The sequence below is a fragment of the Microcoleus sp. A006_D1 genome, assembly GCF_036702805.1.
GTDB lineage: Bacteria > Cyanobacteriota > Cyanobacteriia > Cyanobacteriales > Microcoleaceae > Microcoleus.
Genome location: NZ_JAUBVZ010000002.1, coordinates 481810 through 496972, shown reverse-complemented (window position 1 = coordinate 496972; position 15163 = coordinate 481810). Strand labels below are relative to the sequence as shown.

At 47.1% G+C, this 15163-nt stretch carries 6 protein-coding genes; 3 read left to right on the top strand and 3 right to left on the bottom strand.

Annotated elements, in window-relative coordinates:
• The first annotated feature begins 454 nt into the window (after positions 1 to 454).
• A complete protein-coding gene (locus QUB68_RS04995; protein WP_332989930.1) occupies positions 455 to 1777 on the top strand; it encodes an AAA-like domain-containing protein in 1323 nt (440 codons plus the stop codon).
• On the opposite strand, the gene QUB68_RS04990 is transcribed toward QUB68_RS04995, so the two are convergent.
• Positions 1778 to 2404, bottom strand: coding sequence for a Uma2 family endonuclease (locus QUB68_RS04990; protein ID WP_332989928.1), 627 nt, complete (start codon positions 2402 to 2404; stop codon positions 1778 to 1780).
• Between the two features lie 233 nt (positions 2405 to 2637).
• Here QUB68_RS04990 and QUB68_RS04985 point away from each other — a divergent pair, with 233 nt between their 5' ends.
• Together QUB68_RS04985 and QUB68_RS04980 are read left to right on the top strand one after the other, a co-directional pair.
• Positions 2638 to 6276, top strand: coding sequence for an AAA-like domain-containing protein (locus tag QUB68_RS04985; protein ID WP_332989927.1), 3639 nt, complete (start codon positions 2638 to 2640; stop codon positions 6274 to 6276).
• Between the two features lie 27 nt (positions 6277 to 6303).
• Positions 6304 to 9969, top strand: coding sequence for an AAA-like domain-containing protein (locus QUB68_RS04980; protein ID WP_332989926.1), 3666 nt, complete (start codon positions 6304 to 6306; stop codon positions 9967 to 9969).
• Between the two features lie 240 nt (positions 9970 to 10209).
• On the opposite strand, the gene QUB68_RS04975 is transcribed toward QUB68_RS04980, so the two are convergent.
• Positions 10210 to 13551 (bottom strand): DUF4347 domain-containing protein, encoded by a 3342-nt coding sequence (locus tag QUB68_RS04975; RefSeq protein WP_332989924.1) that lies wholly within the window; start codon positions 13549 to 13551, stop codon positions 10210 to 10212.
• Positions 13552 to 14047: 496 nt separating this feature from the next.
• Positions 14048 to 15163, bottom strand: a 1116-nt coding sequence (locus tag QUB68_RS04970) for a calcium-binding protein (protein ID WP_332989923.1), incomplete at its 5' end; no start/stop codon positions are given.

The following is a 15163-nucleotide window of genomic DNA, read 5'->3' as shown; positions in this document are numbered from 1 at the left end:
TATTGACATTAGACCTCTTGCAAAAATAGTTGGGACGCTGCTCAAAGCCATCCCACAAAAATTCTTTTTTCTTGTGGGATGGGCTTTGAGCATCGTCCAAAAATTTAATTAAAAGGACTTTTGCAAGAGGTCTATTGGTGCAATATCTCAGTTAAATCTCACGCCCAGAGTACCAATATCCATCTTATAGACGATCGCGCGGGGTGGGGGCGGGTTTTTTAGTCTTTGGGCATCATGAGAAAGCTATTGGCGAACCCGCGCCTACAGGTTAAGCGAGAATGGTGCAATATCTCAAATTTAACGGATGTCACCTGTTACCCCCTGAAAAATGTCGCGGAGGCTGGCGTTGCCATCCAATAGCCGTTAGCGCAGCCCTCGAAGAGGATCGCACTCACCTTTAGAGTCAATCAAAAGTGATAATATCAACGATACACTTACGGAATAATTGCAAGTTATGACAATAGATGAGGTAGTACAGCTAACTCGTGCCCGATCGCAAAAAGACTTACATCCCGTACAAGAAATCCTACTCCGCCAAGTTTGGGAAGGAAAGACTTATACAAGCATCGCATCGGCCTCTCATTACGGAGAGCATTACCTGAGAAACATCGCCTCCTGCTTGTGGCAATCTCTCTCAGAAATATTGCAGAAACCTATTAGCAAATCAAATTTTCGCTCCTCTCTAGAATCGCGTTCCCTAACGGTAGAGGAACGAGAATTAATTGAACAATTCATCCGCAGCCAATGCCTAACAACACCTTTAGAATATCCCGGATCTCCCGTACCCCTCGGTTCGCCATTTTATATCCCTCACCCGCTAATTCAAGAACTCGCGTATCGAGAAATTGCTAAACCTGGAAGTGTTCTGCGGATTAAAGCTCCCAGAAAGATGGGTAAAAGTTCCCTCCTGCTACGGATTTTAGATCGCGCTAATTCTCTTGGCTGCCGAACTGTAAGTTTGGATTTTCAGCAAGCCGAGGAAGCTGTTTTAGACAACATCGATAAATTTTTACGGTGGTTTTGTGCCAACATCAGCCGTCATCTAGAATTGCCACCTCTATTAGATGATTATTGGGATGAAGATATGGGTAGCAAAGTAAGCTGTACTATTTATTTGCAACAATATATATTAACTAAAATTAATAGCCCTCTGGTTTTAGCTTTAAATGAAGTCAATAGAATTTTTGAGTATCCCAAAATTGCCCGAGAATTTTTGCCGCTGCTGCGAAGCTGGCATGAAGAAGCCAAGCGGATTGAAACTTTGGGAAAACTGCGGTTAATCGTCCTTCACTCCACAGAAATTTATATTCCTTTAAGGCTCACTGAATCGCCTTTTAATGTCGGTTTGCCGCTGCAATTGCCCTATTTTACAGAAGAGCAGATACTTGCTTTAGCGCAGCGTTACGGACTGGATTGGACAGATAGCCCCGATGCCGAGCGACTGATGGCAATGGTGGGGGGACATCCTTATCTGGTGCGCCTCGCTCTTTACCACCTCTGTCAAAACAGTGTAACGCTAGATATGCTTCTACAAGAAGCTCCCACAATAGGAGGAATTTATAAAGATTACTTGCGGAGTTTTTGGGTGACATTGCAAGAAGCTCCCGAACTCGCAATTGCACTTAAACAAGTGGTAAAATCTGAGCGGGGCGTGGAATTAGATCCGATAGTAGCTTCTAAATTAGTTAGTATGGGGCTGATTCATATCGATAACAACCGCTGTACGCTTAGCTGCGAGTTGTACCGCCTCTATTTTGGTTCACAAAACTTTGTTTAGTTATTGCCCCACGTGAAAAATCTGTTCTGCCGTTAAGTTTAAATCGGGGAAGGCAAGCGATCGCACCACATCATCACCTCTAAACTGATTAACGACATACTCACCATCAACCAATTGGTTAACGGAAATCGTGGGTTGTTTTGGGTTGCCAATATATCTTCTGCCACCTAACCCTAAATAATCGACAATCCAGTATTCAGGAATTGCCAATTTTTCATATTCTGCTAACTTCATCAAGTAATCATCTTGCCAATTCGTACTCACGATTTCGATGACTAAACGGATAGTTTCACCTCGGGTAATAGTCGAGCGCTTTTTCCACATCGGTTCCGTTTCGATTTGTTGCCAATCTAACACCATCACATCTGGGCTGTAGCCAGACTTATCAGAATCTATAGCCTTAATAATTCCTTGGCGAGGAATGAAATAGGGCAAAGCCAAACGTTCAATCTGAACACCTACTTTGAGGGCGAGGAAGCCCCCTACTTGTTCGTGAGTTCCAGTTGCTTGCATTTCGATAACGGCTCCATCATGTAGTTCAAAGCGACCTTGACCCTCTGGATACCAGTCCAGAAACTCGTCTAGGGTCATTTGTTTAGACTGGGCTGGTTGTTCTTGAATGAGCATATTGATTCTCCTTGTTTGCTGTTAATTTCAATGTCAATATAAATTTACAACATTAGGCTATATTGTATAATAACTTCTAGTTGTTACTTTGTCAATTTTATTATAAAAACAATTACTTGGGAAACCTAAATTTTAGCGAGGGATTATAATTCAGTAGAGATGGTGACAAAAATAACGCTCAGACTGCCTCTTTTTATACTCAACTTTCACTTTTAAACCAACCCATAAACGGCATGACCAAGGTTACATACCAAATCGGCGGCAGTCTCGCTAGTGATGCACCTACTTATGTGGTAAGACAAGCAGATTCCGAACTCTATGAAGCCTTAAAATCAGGCGAATTTTGTTACGTCCTCAACTCGCGGCAAATGGGCAAATCTTCCCTATTAGTCCGCACCCTGCACCGACTGCAAGCAGAAGGTTTTCAATGCAGTACCATCGACATGACTCACATCGGCAGTGAAAATATCACTCCTTTACAGTGGTATAAAGGAATGGTCGCCGATTTGTGGCGCGGCTTCAATCTTTTAGGAAAAGTTAATTTAAAAACATGGTGGCGCGAGCAAGAAGATATCTCGTTTTTACAAAGATTTAGTCATTTTATTGAAGATATTCTGCTGGTCAAATTCCCCGACACTAAAATTATTATATTTGTTGATGAAATTGACAGCATTCTTAGCTTAGATTTCCCGGTAGATGATTTTTTTGCCTTAATCAGATTTTGCTACAATCAACGAGCAATTAATCCAGAATATAATCGCATTTGTTTTGCAATTTTTGGAGTAGCTACGCCGAGCGATTTAATTGCTGACAAAAATCGAACGCCTTTTAATATTGGTCGTGCTATAGATTTGCGGGGTTTTGAACTGCACGAAGCCCAGCCATTAGCGGCGGGATTAGCAAGTGTAGTGAGTAATCCTCAAGCCGTTGTCAAACAGGTATTGGCTTGGACTTCAGGACAGCCATTCTTAACGCAAAAGCTGTGTAATTTAGCCTATAGAGCCAGCCTGGAAACGGCGGGAGGCTTGGTTAATATTCCACCAGGAACAGAGGCATTTTGGGTGGATAATTTAGTGCGATCGCGCATCATCGATAAATGGGAATCGCAGGACGAACCGGAGCATTTAAAAACGATACGCGATCGCATTCTTCGTAACGAACAACGCGCCGGAAGATTGCTCGGCATTTACCAGCAAATATTACAATCAGACCCCCCCCTAACCCCCCCTTATCAAGGGGGGGGACAATCAGAACCTCCCTTATTAAGGGGGGGACAATCAGAACCCCCCTTATTAAGGGGGGCAGGGGGGATCTGTGCCGACGACAGCCGCGAACAAATCGAACTGGTGCTATCTGGATTAGTCGAAAAAAAAGCAGGATTACTCAAAGTTAAAAACCGCATTTATGCAGAAGTTTTTAACCTCGAATGGGTAGAAAAACAATTAGGAAAACTACGTCCCTATTCCCAAACTTTTGAAACTTGGATTGCAGCCAAACAAACAGATTCTTCCCGACTGTTGCGAGGACAAGCTTTGAAAGACGCTCAAGCTTGGGCGCAAGGCAAAAGTTTGAGCGATTTGGACTATCACTTTTTAGCTGCTTCTGGTGAATTAGACAGGCTGGAAATGCAGCAAGCAATGGAAGCAGAAAGAGTTAAAGAAGTCGAAGCGCGACTGGCAGAGGAACGCAAGCGGTTAGATTTAGAGCGAGAGACAGCGAAGCGACAGCGAAGGTTTATTGGGGCGTTGAGTGGGGCATTAATGGTGGCGATCGCATCCGCCATACTCGCCCTCTGGCAATATCATCAAGCCGTTACGAGCGAAATTCAAGCCCTCACCTCCTCCTCCGCAGGACAATTCGCCTCCCAACAGCGATTAGACGCTCTCGTAACTGCCATCAAAGCCAGACGTAGGCTCGACAGTTTCCCTAGTTCCAGCCTTCAATTGCCATCTCAAGTTCAACAAGTGCTGCAACAAGCCATCTATAGAACGGCAGAATTCAATCGCCTGTCGGAGCATCGCGCTTGGGTTCTGGCGGTTGACGCCAGCCCAGACAGTCAACTCATCGCCACCGGCAGCAACGACCAAACCGTTAAACTTTGGAAGCCCGATGGCACCCTGCGCCAAACCCTCCAGCACACTGCCACTGTTCACGCGCTCAGTTTTAGTCCCGACAGCCAGCGCCTGGTGACATCCAGCCTAGACGGCAGAATTTATCTGTGGAGTCGGGAGGGCAAGCTGCTCAAAACCTTTCAGGGACACAGCGCAGCTATTTGGGACATTGCCGTGAGTCCTGACGGTGAGCGCATCGCCTCCGCCAGCGAAGACAGCACCATTCGTCTGTGGAGCGTTGATGGCAAACCGATCAAGACTCTGACAGGACATCAAAGTGGGGTTTGGGGTGTTGCCTTTAGTCCAGATGGAAACTTGCTCGCCTCTGGCAGCGCGGACGGTACGGTCAAGGTTTGGACTAAGGACGGCGAACGGGTGAGAACCCTGGAAGGGCATAGCGCTGCCGTTTGGGACGTTGAGTTCGCCTTCCTTGCAGACAATAGCGGCACAAAACGTCCCGCCATCGTCTCTGCCAGCGCTGACAACACGGTTAAACTCTGGCAATCCGACGGAACGCTGCTACGAACTCTTAGCGGTCACAGTTCGGAAGTGTTTGAAGTCGCTGTCAGCACAGCAGGCGATGTCATTGCTTCCGCCAGCGCCGACCAAACCATAAACCTCTGGAAGCCGGACGGGACGCTGTTGAAAGTCCTCAAAGGGCATCAATCTGGAATTCGCGGCGTTACCTTTATTCCCAACAGTGAAATCGTGGTCTCCGCTAGTGATGACAATTCCGTTCGAGTCTGGAATCCGATAAACCCCTTCTCGAAATTTCTGCACGGACATCGCGGCACGATTTGGGATGTAGATTTCAGCCCAGACGGTCAGATGCTAGCTTCAGCCGGTTCGGATCGCAGTTTTAAACTGTGGGCGCGAGACGGTACGTTGCTGAAGTCTTTTGCCGGAAACAAGGCTGCCGTTCAGTCCGTTGCTTTCCTCTCTGCTGCCAGCTTTGCCAACTCTGCGATCGCGCCCATCCTTGCTACCGCCAGTGAAGATAAAACGATTAAATTCTGGCAGTTCGACGGGACGCTGCTGAAAACTATAACAGGGCATGGGGCAGGAGTTTGGGATATCTCCCCTAGTCCAGATGGTCAGCTACTCGCTTCTGCCAGCGACGATAAAACCGTGAAACTGTGGAAGCCAGACGGCACTTTGCTGAGAACGTTCCAAGGACATCGGGCTAGGGTTTATGATGTGGACTTTACCCCAGACGGAAAGAGGCTCGTTTCCGCCAGTGAAGATGGCACAATTCGGTTGTGGAGTTTGGACGGTCGGTTTTCCAAGACTTTGAAAGGTCATGGCAGTGGGGTTTGGGAAGTTGCCATCAGTCCAGACGGTAGCACTTTGGCAACGGCGAGCATGGATGACACAATTAAACTCTGGACGATCGATGGCAGGTTGCTCAAAACCATCAAGGGAAATACTAGAGGCATGATGGCGGTTGATTTTAGTCCAGACGGTCAAATGCTGGTGACTGGAGGCGCAACTGGCGCACTCAAACTCTGGAAAATTGACGGTACAGAAATAACGATGCTAACGGGACATGAAGGGAACGTTTGGGGAGTGGCGTTTAGTCCCGACGGTAAACAGATTGCCTCCGCTGGAGACGATCGCACGCTGATTTTGTGGAATGTGGAGCGAATTCTCAAACTAGATGAACTGGGTTATGCGTGCGATCGCGTGCGGGATTATCTGCGAACTAATGCCGGTGTCAAGGAGGAAGACAGACATTTGTGCGATCGAGTGGGCGATCGCTAAATCATCATCAACTATTAACTCAAAATGATGAACGATTATCAATACCAAATCGGCGGTAGTCTCGCCAATAATGCGCCTACCTATGTAGTAAGACAAGCAGATTCCGAACTCTATGAAGCCTTAAAAGCAGGCGAATTTTGTTACATCCTCAACTCGCGGCAAATGGGCAAATCTTCTCTCTTGGTACGCACCCTGCACCGACTGCAAGCAGAAGGTTTTCAATGCAGTACCATCGACATGACCCGCATCGGTAGCGAAAATATCACCCCTTTACAGTGGTATAAAGGCATCGTTGGAGAACTGTGGCGCAGTTTCAATCTTTTAGGACAAGTTAATTTAAAAACCTGGTGGCGGGATGAAGAAGATGTCTCCTTTCTGCAAAGATTGAGCCATTTTATTGAAGATATTCTGCTGGTCAAATTTCCCACAGATCGAATCATTATATTTATTGATGAAATTGACAGCATTCTCGGTCTTGATTTCCCGGTTGATGATTTTTTCGCCCTAATTCGGTTTTGCTACAATCAACGAGCAATTAATCCAGAATATAATCGAATTAGTTTTGCGCTTTTTGGCGTAGCGACACCCAGCGATTTAATTTCTGATAAAAAACGGACTCCTTTTAATATTGGTAGAGCCATAAATTTACGAGGTTTTGAACTGCACGAAGCCCAGCCATTAGCGGCGGGATTGGCAAGTGTAGTCAGTAATTATCAACCTATTCTCAAACAGATATTAGCTTGGACTTCTGGACAGCCATTTCTCACCCAAAAACTGTGCTATTTGGCGTACATAGCAACTCGACAGACGACAAAATTGGTGACAATTCCAGCAGGAGCAGAGGGATTTTGGGTAGATAATTTAGTGCAAGAAAATATTATTAATAAATGGGAATCCCAGGATGAACCAGAGCATTTAAAAACCATAAAAGATCGGATTATTAGCAACGAACAACGCGCAGGCAGATTACTCGGCATCTATCAGCAAATCTTACAATCCACCTCCCGCCTAACTCCCGATTATGAAGCGGGGCAATCTGATTGTCCGCCCGCCTTGGGGACACACTCAGAATCACCCTTTTCAATGGGAGCAACGGGAATCTCAACCGATGACTCTCCCGAACAAATCGAACTCTTATTATCGGGATTAGTTGTCAAAAAAAATGGTTATTTGCAGGTAACAAACTGGATTTATGCTGAAGTTTTTAACCTGGAATGGGTAGAGAAACAATTAGGACAATTGCGCCCCTACTCCCAAACCTTCGATGCTTGGATTGCTTCACAACAAACAGATTCTTCCCGACTTTTGCGGGGACAAGCCTTAAAAGATGGTCAAATCTGGGCGCAGGAAAAAAGCTTGAGCAACCTAGACTATCAGTTTTTAGCTGCTAGTGCCGAACTAGACAGGCGAGAAGTTCAACAAGCTTTAGAAGCAGAACGCACTAAAGAAGTTGAAGCACGACTAACAGAGGAACGCAAGGGATTAATTCAAGAAAAAAAAGCAGCTAAACGACAGAGAACATTACTATTTGCAGTTAGTATTGCACTGCTGCTTGCCTGTGGTTTAGGAGTAACAAGTTATTTTCAGTATCGCCGAGCCGCTATTAGCGAACGCGAAGCTCGGATTAGTGAAATAGAAGCCCTGGTTTCTTCCTCTGAGGGACTGTTTGCCTCTAATCGCCGATTGGATGCACTAATAGAAGCAATTAAAGCTAAGCGCCGACTACAAAAGTTAGGCGACACAGGGAAAAAGATTGAAAATCAAGTTATCAATGTATTGCGGCAAGCGGTTTATGAAGTAGATGAATACAACCGTTTATCGGGACATAAAGCTGCTGCTATGGCAGTGGATATTAGTCCTGACAGCCAGTTAATTGCCTCTGGAAGTGTAGATAAAACCATTAAACTGTGGCGGCGAGATGGTACAGAAGTCGCAACGCTCAAAGGTCATCAGGCGATCGTCAGATCGGTCAAATTTAGCCCAGACGGTCAGTTAATTGCTTCTGGCAGTGATGATGGTACTGTGAAATTATGGCACAAGGACGGCACTTTGTTGAAAACTTTTCAGGGTCACAGTGCTGGCATTTGGGTAGTAGCATTTAGCCCCGACGGTCAAACTATTGCCTCTGCTAGTGTGGACACAACTGTAAAACTTTGGCACAAAGACGGCAGTTTGGTGAAAACTTTCCAAGGTCATACTGCTGGGGTATCCTCAGTAGCATTTAGTCCCGACGGTCAAACTATTGCCTCTGCCAGTGGAGACAAAACGGTGAGACTTTGGAACAAAAACGGCACTTTGCTAAGAACTCTTCAGGGTCATACTGCTGTGGTATCTTCAGTGGCGTTTAGTCCAGACGGTCAAACTATTGCCTCTGCCAGTGGAGACAAAACGGTGAAACTTTGGAACAAAAACGGCACTTTGCTGAGAAGTTTTCAGGGTCATACTGCTGTAATATCAGCAGTTGTGTTTAGTCCAGACGGTCAAACTATCGCCTCAGCAAGTCGAGATAAAACGGTAAAACTTTGGAATATTGACGGCACAGAATTGACAACATTTAGAGGTCACAGTGCTGGGATTTGGGGGATAGCTTGGAGTCCCGACGGCAGCTTTATTGCTTCGGCGGGTGCAGAAAACAGCGTCAGACTGTGGCAAAGTCAAAATCCCTTGCGGAGGATTATTACTGCACATAAAGCTGGGATTTGGGCTTTAGATGTTAGTGCTGATAGTTCTACAATTGCCACAGGTAGCGAGGATGGCGCGACTAAGCTTTGGAGTCGGCAAGGTAAATTGCTGGCGACTTTGAGCGAACAAGACGCGGCGATTTATGCAGTTGCTCTGAGTCACGACGATCGGTTAATTGCTTTTGGGAAAAATGATAATATTGTGAATATTTGGGATCGAAAAGGTGCTTTGCTGGCAAGTTTCGTAGGTCATAGCGCTAGACTGACTGGATTAGCTTTCAGTCCTGACGATCGCACGATCGCATCCGCAAGTCAAGATAATACGATTAAGCTTTGGCGGCCGGGCGGCACTTGTACGGGCGAAACATCCGCCGTAAAATCTCTAGGTAACACCAATGGATGCTTCGTCCCTACGACCCTGACAGGACATCATGCTCCTATTTGGCAGGTGGTATTTAGCCCAGACGGTCAACTAATTGCCTCAGCAGGGGGAGATGGTACTGTGAAGTTGTGGAAGCTTGATGGTACTTTGGTGAGAACTTTTCAAGGTCATACTGCTGCGGTATGGAGAGTGGCATTTAGCCCAGACGGTAAGATGGTTGCTTCTGGTAGTGGGGACAATACGATTAAGCTTTGGACAATTGATGGCAAGTTGTTAAGAACTATTGAAGGTCATCATGCTGCGGTGTGGGGAGTGGGATTTAGCCCGGATGGTCAAATGATTGCTTCTGGCAGTGTGGACAACACGGTTAAGCTTTGGAAGCTTGACGGCACGGAATTAACGACTCTCAGAGGTCACAGTGCGGCGATTCGGGGAGTGGCGTATAGTTCTGATGGGACGTTTGTGGCTTCCGTCAGCGAGGATAACACGCTGATTTTGTGGAATGTGCAGCGAATTCTGAGTCTGGATTTATTGGGTTATGGGTGCGATCGCGTGGGGGATTATTTGCGGGTGAATGCGGAGGTGGAAAAGGGCGATCGCTTGTTGTGCTCGCCCATTGGAACCGAATAATATCAAGTCTGCTTGATGAGGAATTATCGACCAATATAGTCGGGGGTGGAACTCGAATGACAAAGGAAGTAATCTGTACTGCATTTAAATTGTATATTTCGGGCGATGCTCAGAGCATCGCCCCACAAGAGTTTGATTATTTCTTTAGATGCAATTTAAATGCTGATTAGCTTACATTCGAGTTTTACCCCCGAAGCGGTTAAAACCGCCGAATGATACGCCCAAGCATAAAAGATGTAACTACTGACTAATGAAATCGCTAGCGGTGAGAATACCGGGCGCAACACCGTTCACTTTTGCTAACAATTGATTGGTGCCCGTCACACTAATCAAAGTTTGGCTGTTGCTCGAAGTAATACTCAGTTGATTGAAACTCAAACCGGAATTTAGCCCAATTAAATCCTCGCCTTTGCGGAAATCGGTAATGATGTCGCTACCCACACTTGGAGTTAGGAAGAATACATCACTTCCCGAACCGCCAGTCAAAGTGTCGTCTCCAACATCGCCGCTGAGGAAATCGGAACCAGCACCGCCACTGAGGATATCGTTGCCTTTGCCGCCGTACAGCGTATCGTTACCGCTGTCGCCGCAGATCGCATCATTTTCATTGTTACCAAAAAGCAAATCGTTACCGTCGCCACCATCGAGACTGTCGTTGTCTTTACCCCCGTAAAGCGTGTCATTTCCCAGTTGACCAAACAGCAAGTCTGCACCTTCATTGCCGAACACAATATCATTGCCGCTACCAGCACTAATTGTGTCATTTCCTAAGTTGCCTAACAGATAGTCATCGCCATCTTCACCGAGCAAAATATCGTCATCTTTGCCACCAAAAATGGTGTCGTTGCCCATACCGCCGACAACAGTATCTTTGCCGAAATCTCCCCTCAAAAAGTCGTCGCCCTCGCCGCCAATAACAGTGTCATTATCTTTGCCACCGTAGATGGTATCGTTACCAGCGCCGCCTTGGATGAAATCAGTACCTTCATTGCCGAAAAGTAAGTCGTTATCGGCGCCGCCGTCAATGTTGTCATTGCCGCCCATCCCGTAGAGAGTATCGTTGCCGACAAGTCCGTTAATCGACTCGTTGATGGCGCCGCCCATAATCAAATCGTTACCGTTACCGCCGTTGAAAGTTTGATCGACGGGGTTGGGAGTAATGGTAGCAGAATTGAGTTCCGGGGCGCTGACGCCATTGAACAGGCAATCATCTGTGCCCGGTATGGGTGTCGGTGTCGGTGCGGGTGTGGGTGTGGGAGTTGGTGTAGGTGTGGGTGTGGGTGTCGGTGCAGGGGTGGGTGTGGGAGTTGGAATCGGTGTGGGAGTTGGAATCGGTGTGGGAGTTGGAGTTGGTGTGGGAGTTGGAATCGGTGTGGGAGTTGGAGTTGGTGTGGGAGTTGGAGTTGGAGTTGGAATCGGTGTGGGAGTTGGAATCGGTGTGGGAGTTGGAATCGGTGTGGGAGTCGGAGTTGGCGTCGGTGTGGGTGTGGGAGTCGGCGTGACTGTAGTGGTGAATTCAAAAGCGCCGATATCTACGATCGCACTTCCGTTATTATCACCATCTTGAGGGCGACTGACACCGCGCTGATCCGCAGCCGGAGCGCCCGCACCAGTACCGGTATCAATGGCAGGACTTCCGGCTAGCAGCGGCAGCACCAAAGCGCCGTTAATGTTTTGCAGAGAGCCGAGTTTCGGATCGGCGATCGTCACATTTGCCGTAACATTATTGTCGTTAGGATCGCCCACGGTAAATTTATTGGGAAATTGTAGATTATTTCCCCCGTCAATTAGTGCGCGTCCAGTGTGCTGACCGATTTTATAAATATTACCAGCCGTATTGCGATCGAAAATCGAATTTTTGACACTAATTGGCGACTTGTTAGGATCGTTAAAGGTAGAAATGCCTCCCGAATATTCCCCAGCGGTATTTTTGGCAAAAGTCGAGTTGACGATGTTAGTGGAAAAGGAATCTGCGTTAGCGATTACCATTCCTCCGCCCTGTTGAGCAGCGGTGTTGCCGAAAAATGTACTGTTAACAATGTTGATGTTGCTCTCTTCCCCTATCCACAAACCGCCGCCGTTATCCTCGGCTGTGTTGTTGGCAAAGGTACAGCTTGTCACAGTCAAATCGGCATTTCCCTGACGTACTGCGCCTGCTGAACCTCCTGTACCATCTGCTTTTTTGACAGCTTTGTTGTTGATAAAAGTGCTCTTTTCTAACACCATTTTATCTGGGGGATAACCGAACAGAAAGGCTGCGCCTCCTTCTCCGGCTCCAATATTGCCGTCAAAAGTGCTGCCGCGAATAATGATGTTGCCACCGATCGCATCGTTGGTTAATTCGCTAGCGCCATCGACGAAAACTGCCCCACCAACATTTTTGTCTGTGCGGTTGCCAGTGAATTTAGAGTTTTCGATCGTCATGCTGCCCAACAGGTTATTCACAGCCCCGCCGTAGCTGCCTTTGTTGTTGGTAAATTCGCTATCTCTGATAGTCAGAGAACCCCCGCTTTTAGTGGCGATCGCGCCGCCACCGCGTTCGGTATTATCCGCCAAAGAACCGTCATTGCCGCTAAACTTGCTGTTAATTACAGTTGTGGTGCTGCGGAAACCCGTGTAAATGCCGCCGCCGAAACCAGCAACATTATTATTGACTTGACAATTTTCTAAAGTTAAACTGCTGCCACCTCCCGTTTGAATGCCGCCACCAGCGCTAGTTGTCTCGTTATTCGGATCGGTTCCAGAAACTTTGCCGTTGGCAACAATCAGGTTTTTTAGAGTAACATTGGTTGAACCTTCTGTGAGGATTACCCGCGAAGTGTTGTTGCCGCTGATGGTTAAGTTGCTAGCACTAATTGCATCAATTGTCAAGTTCTTGTTGATAACCAACTGACCGGAAGTCAGAGCAATTGTTTGATTGGCAAGAGTGGAGGCAAATTGAATAATATCGCCGGCTGCTGCGGAGGCGATCGCATTTCTCAAGGAACCGGCCCCGCTATCATTATTGTTGGTAACGGTAATCGTGGCTAAAGTTCCTTGATAATCTGCCATTACCCCTGGATTTAGAGCTGATGATGCTTCAATATTGCCTTTGGTAAACTCTAGATTCCAGTTACCTGCGCGGCCAGTGCGATCGCTAGATGCCGCAATATCAGCGCCGGTTAACTCCGAAAGGCGATCGACAAAATTAGCCCCGTCACCCGCAGCCACATCGCAACCGTAAAGCATGATATCAGCTTGGTCGCTCAGCGCATTTCGCCACCCTTGCAACAGGCTGGAATATTGCGGCAAACTATCCGCATTCAACGTCGCAGAACCGAGCTGCAAGCTGCCAGAATTGCCGTGAGAAAAAATGTGAATCTGGTCTACAGTTCCCCCCGCAGCAGCGATTGTTTGCAGTTTCGCAGTAATTTGCTCGACTCCGTTGCCATTTTTATCTAAAATAATGACTTCTGCACCCGGAACCACCCCGCCCGCCAGAGTTTGATAGTCATCTAAGTCGGATTCAATGAAGACAATAGATTTAGAACGAGAATTGCTGAGAACAGATTGTGTATCAATACTGGCAAAATTTGAACTCATTTCGCATACCCTATGAGAATGTTTGCTATTTGCTGGTAGATTCACACTGAAAGCAGAAGGCTATATATGATGAAACACACCGCCCTCATAAAAAAAACGTCATAAATCTGGGGATTTAAGTTAAGGATAAAAACCAAGTTTTATCCTTAACTTAAATCCGACAATTAGCTCGGAGTACAATTTGTAGTATGCGGTGGCGATTGCTTTTATTTCAATCAACCGCAGAGGATGTAATGTACATCCAGAAAAGAGATACTGCGGTTGCGAATTCCAGAGGACTGCTGTAGCTATTGCACCCTATATTCATCTTACCTACAACCAGAAAATCTGCACTCCTGCTTGGTCAATCTAGTCTGTTTGCCCGATCGCCCAAAAATCCCAAAAATCCGAAATTTAGTTTGTGATAAAGCTTGTTTGATTCGGGCGGTGCTTGTGGCGCACCTACCCGATATTCCGCCCGCAGTAAGGTGCTTGTGGCGCACCCTACCCGAGGCAATTAGATTGTTACCTGAGTGAAATCGCTAGCGCTGAGAGTACCGGGCATACCGTTAAGCTTCGCTAACAATTGATTGCTGCCAGTCACGCTAATCAAAGTTTGATTATTGCTAGACGTAATGCTGAGTTGATTGAAACTCAAACCAGGAGCCAAGCCAATTAAATCCTCGCCCTTGCGGAAATCAGTAATGATGTCGCTACCCACACTTGGAGTTAGGAAGAATACATCACTTCCCGAACCGCCAGTCAAAGTATCGTCCCCAACATCGCCGGCCAGAAAATCGTTGCCAGCATTACCGAAGAGAGTATCATTGCCTTTGCCGCCGTACAGCGTATCGTTACCGTTGTAACCTTCGAGCAAATCGTTTTCGTTGTTGCCGAATAGCAAATCATTGCCATCGCCACCACCGATAATGTCGTTATCTTTACCGCCATAAAGTGTGTCATTTCCAGCTTTGCCAAAAATTAGGTCTGCACCTTCATTGCCGAAGGCAATATCATTGCCATTTCCAGCATTAATTGTGTCATTTCCTAAGTTCCCTAAAAGGTAATCGTCGCCATCTTCGCCCAGCAAGATATCGTCATCTTTGCCACCGAAAATAGTGTCGTTATCGAGGCCGCCGGCCACAGTATCTTTGCCGAAATCTCCCCTCAAAAAGTCGTTACCGTCTCCGCCAACAACGGTATCGTTATCTTTGCCACCGTAGACGGTATCGTTGCCGGCACCACCTTGGATGAAATCAGTACCTTCATTACCAAAGAGGGAATCGTTACCGGCCCCGCCATCGATGTTGTCGTTGCCGGCCATTCCGTACAGCGTGTCATTGTCGCCAAGTCCGTTAATTGACTCGTTGATGCTATTGCCGATGATGAAATCGGGGCCTTCATTGCCGTTGATCGTCTGTTGGGTGGGATTGGGGGTAACGCTGCCGAGGTTGAGATCTGAGGCAGGAAGCGGTTCGACGATCGCATTATCTGTTCCCGGCGTCGGAGTCGGCGCTGGCGTCGGAGTTGGCGCCGGTGTCGGAGTCGGAGTCGGAGTCGGCGCTGGCGTCGGAGTTGGCGCCGGTGTCGGAGTCGGAGTCGGAGTCGGCGCTGGCGTCGGAGTTGGCGCCGG

Coding starts and splice junctions, on each gene's coding strand:
- QUB68_RS04980 (WP_332989926.1), top strand. CDS start 6,304: ATGAACGATTATCAATACCAAATCGGCGGTAGTCTCGCCAATAATGCG.
- QUB68_RS04990 (WP_332989928.1), bottom strand. CDS start 2,404: ATGCTCATTCAAGAACAACCAGCCCAGTCTAAACAAATGACCCTAGAC.
- QUB68_RS04985 (WP_332989927.1), top strand. CDS start 2,638: ATGACCAAGGTTACATACCAAATCGGCGGCAGTCTCGCTAGTGATGCA.
- QUB68_RS04975 (WP_332989924.1), bottom strand. CDS start 13,551: ATGAGTTCAAATTTTGCCAGTATTGATACACAATCTGTTCTCAGCAAT.
- QUB68_RS04995 (WP_332989930.1), top strand. CDS start 455: ATGACAATAGATGAGGTAGTACAGCTAACTCGTGCCCGATCGCAAAAA.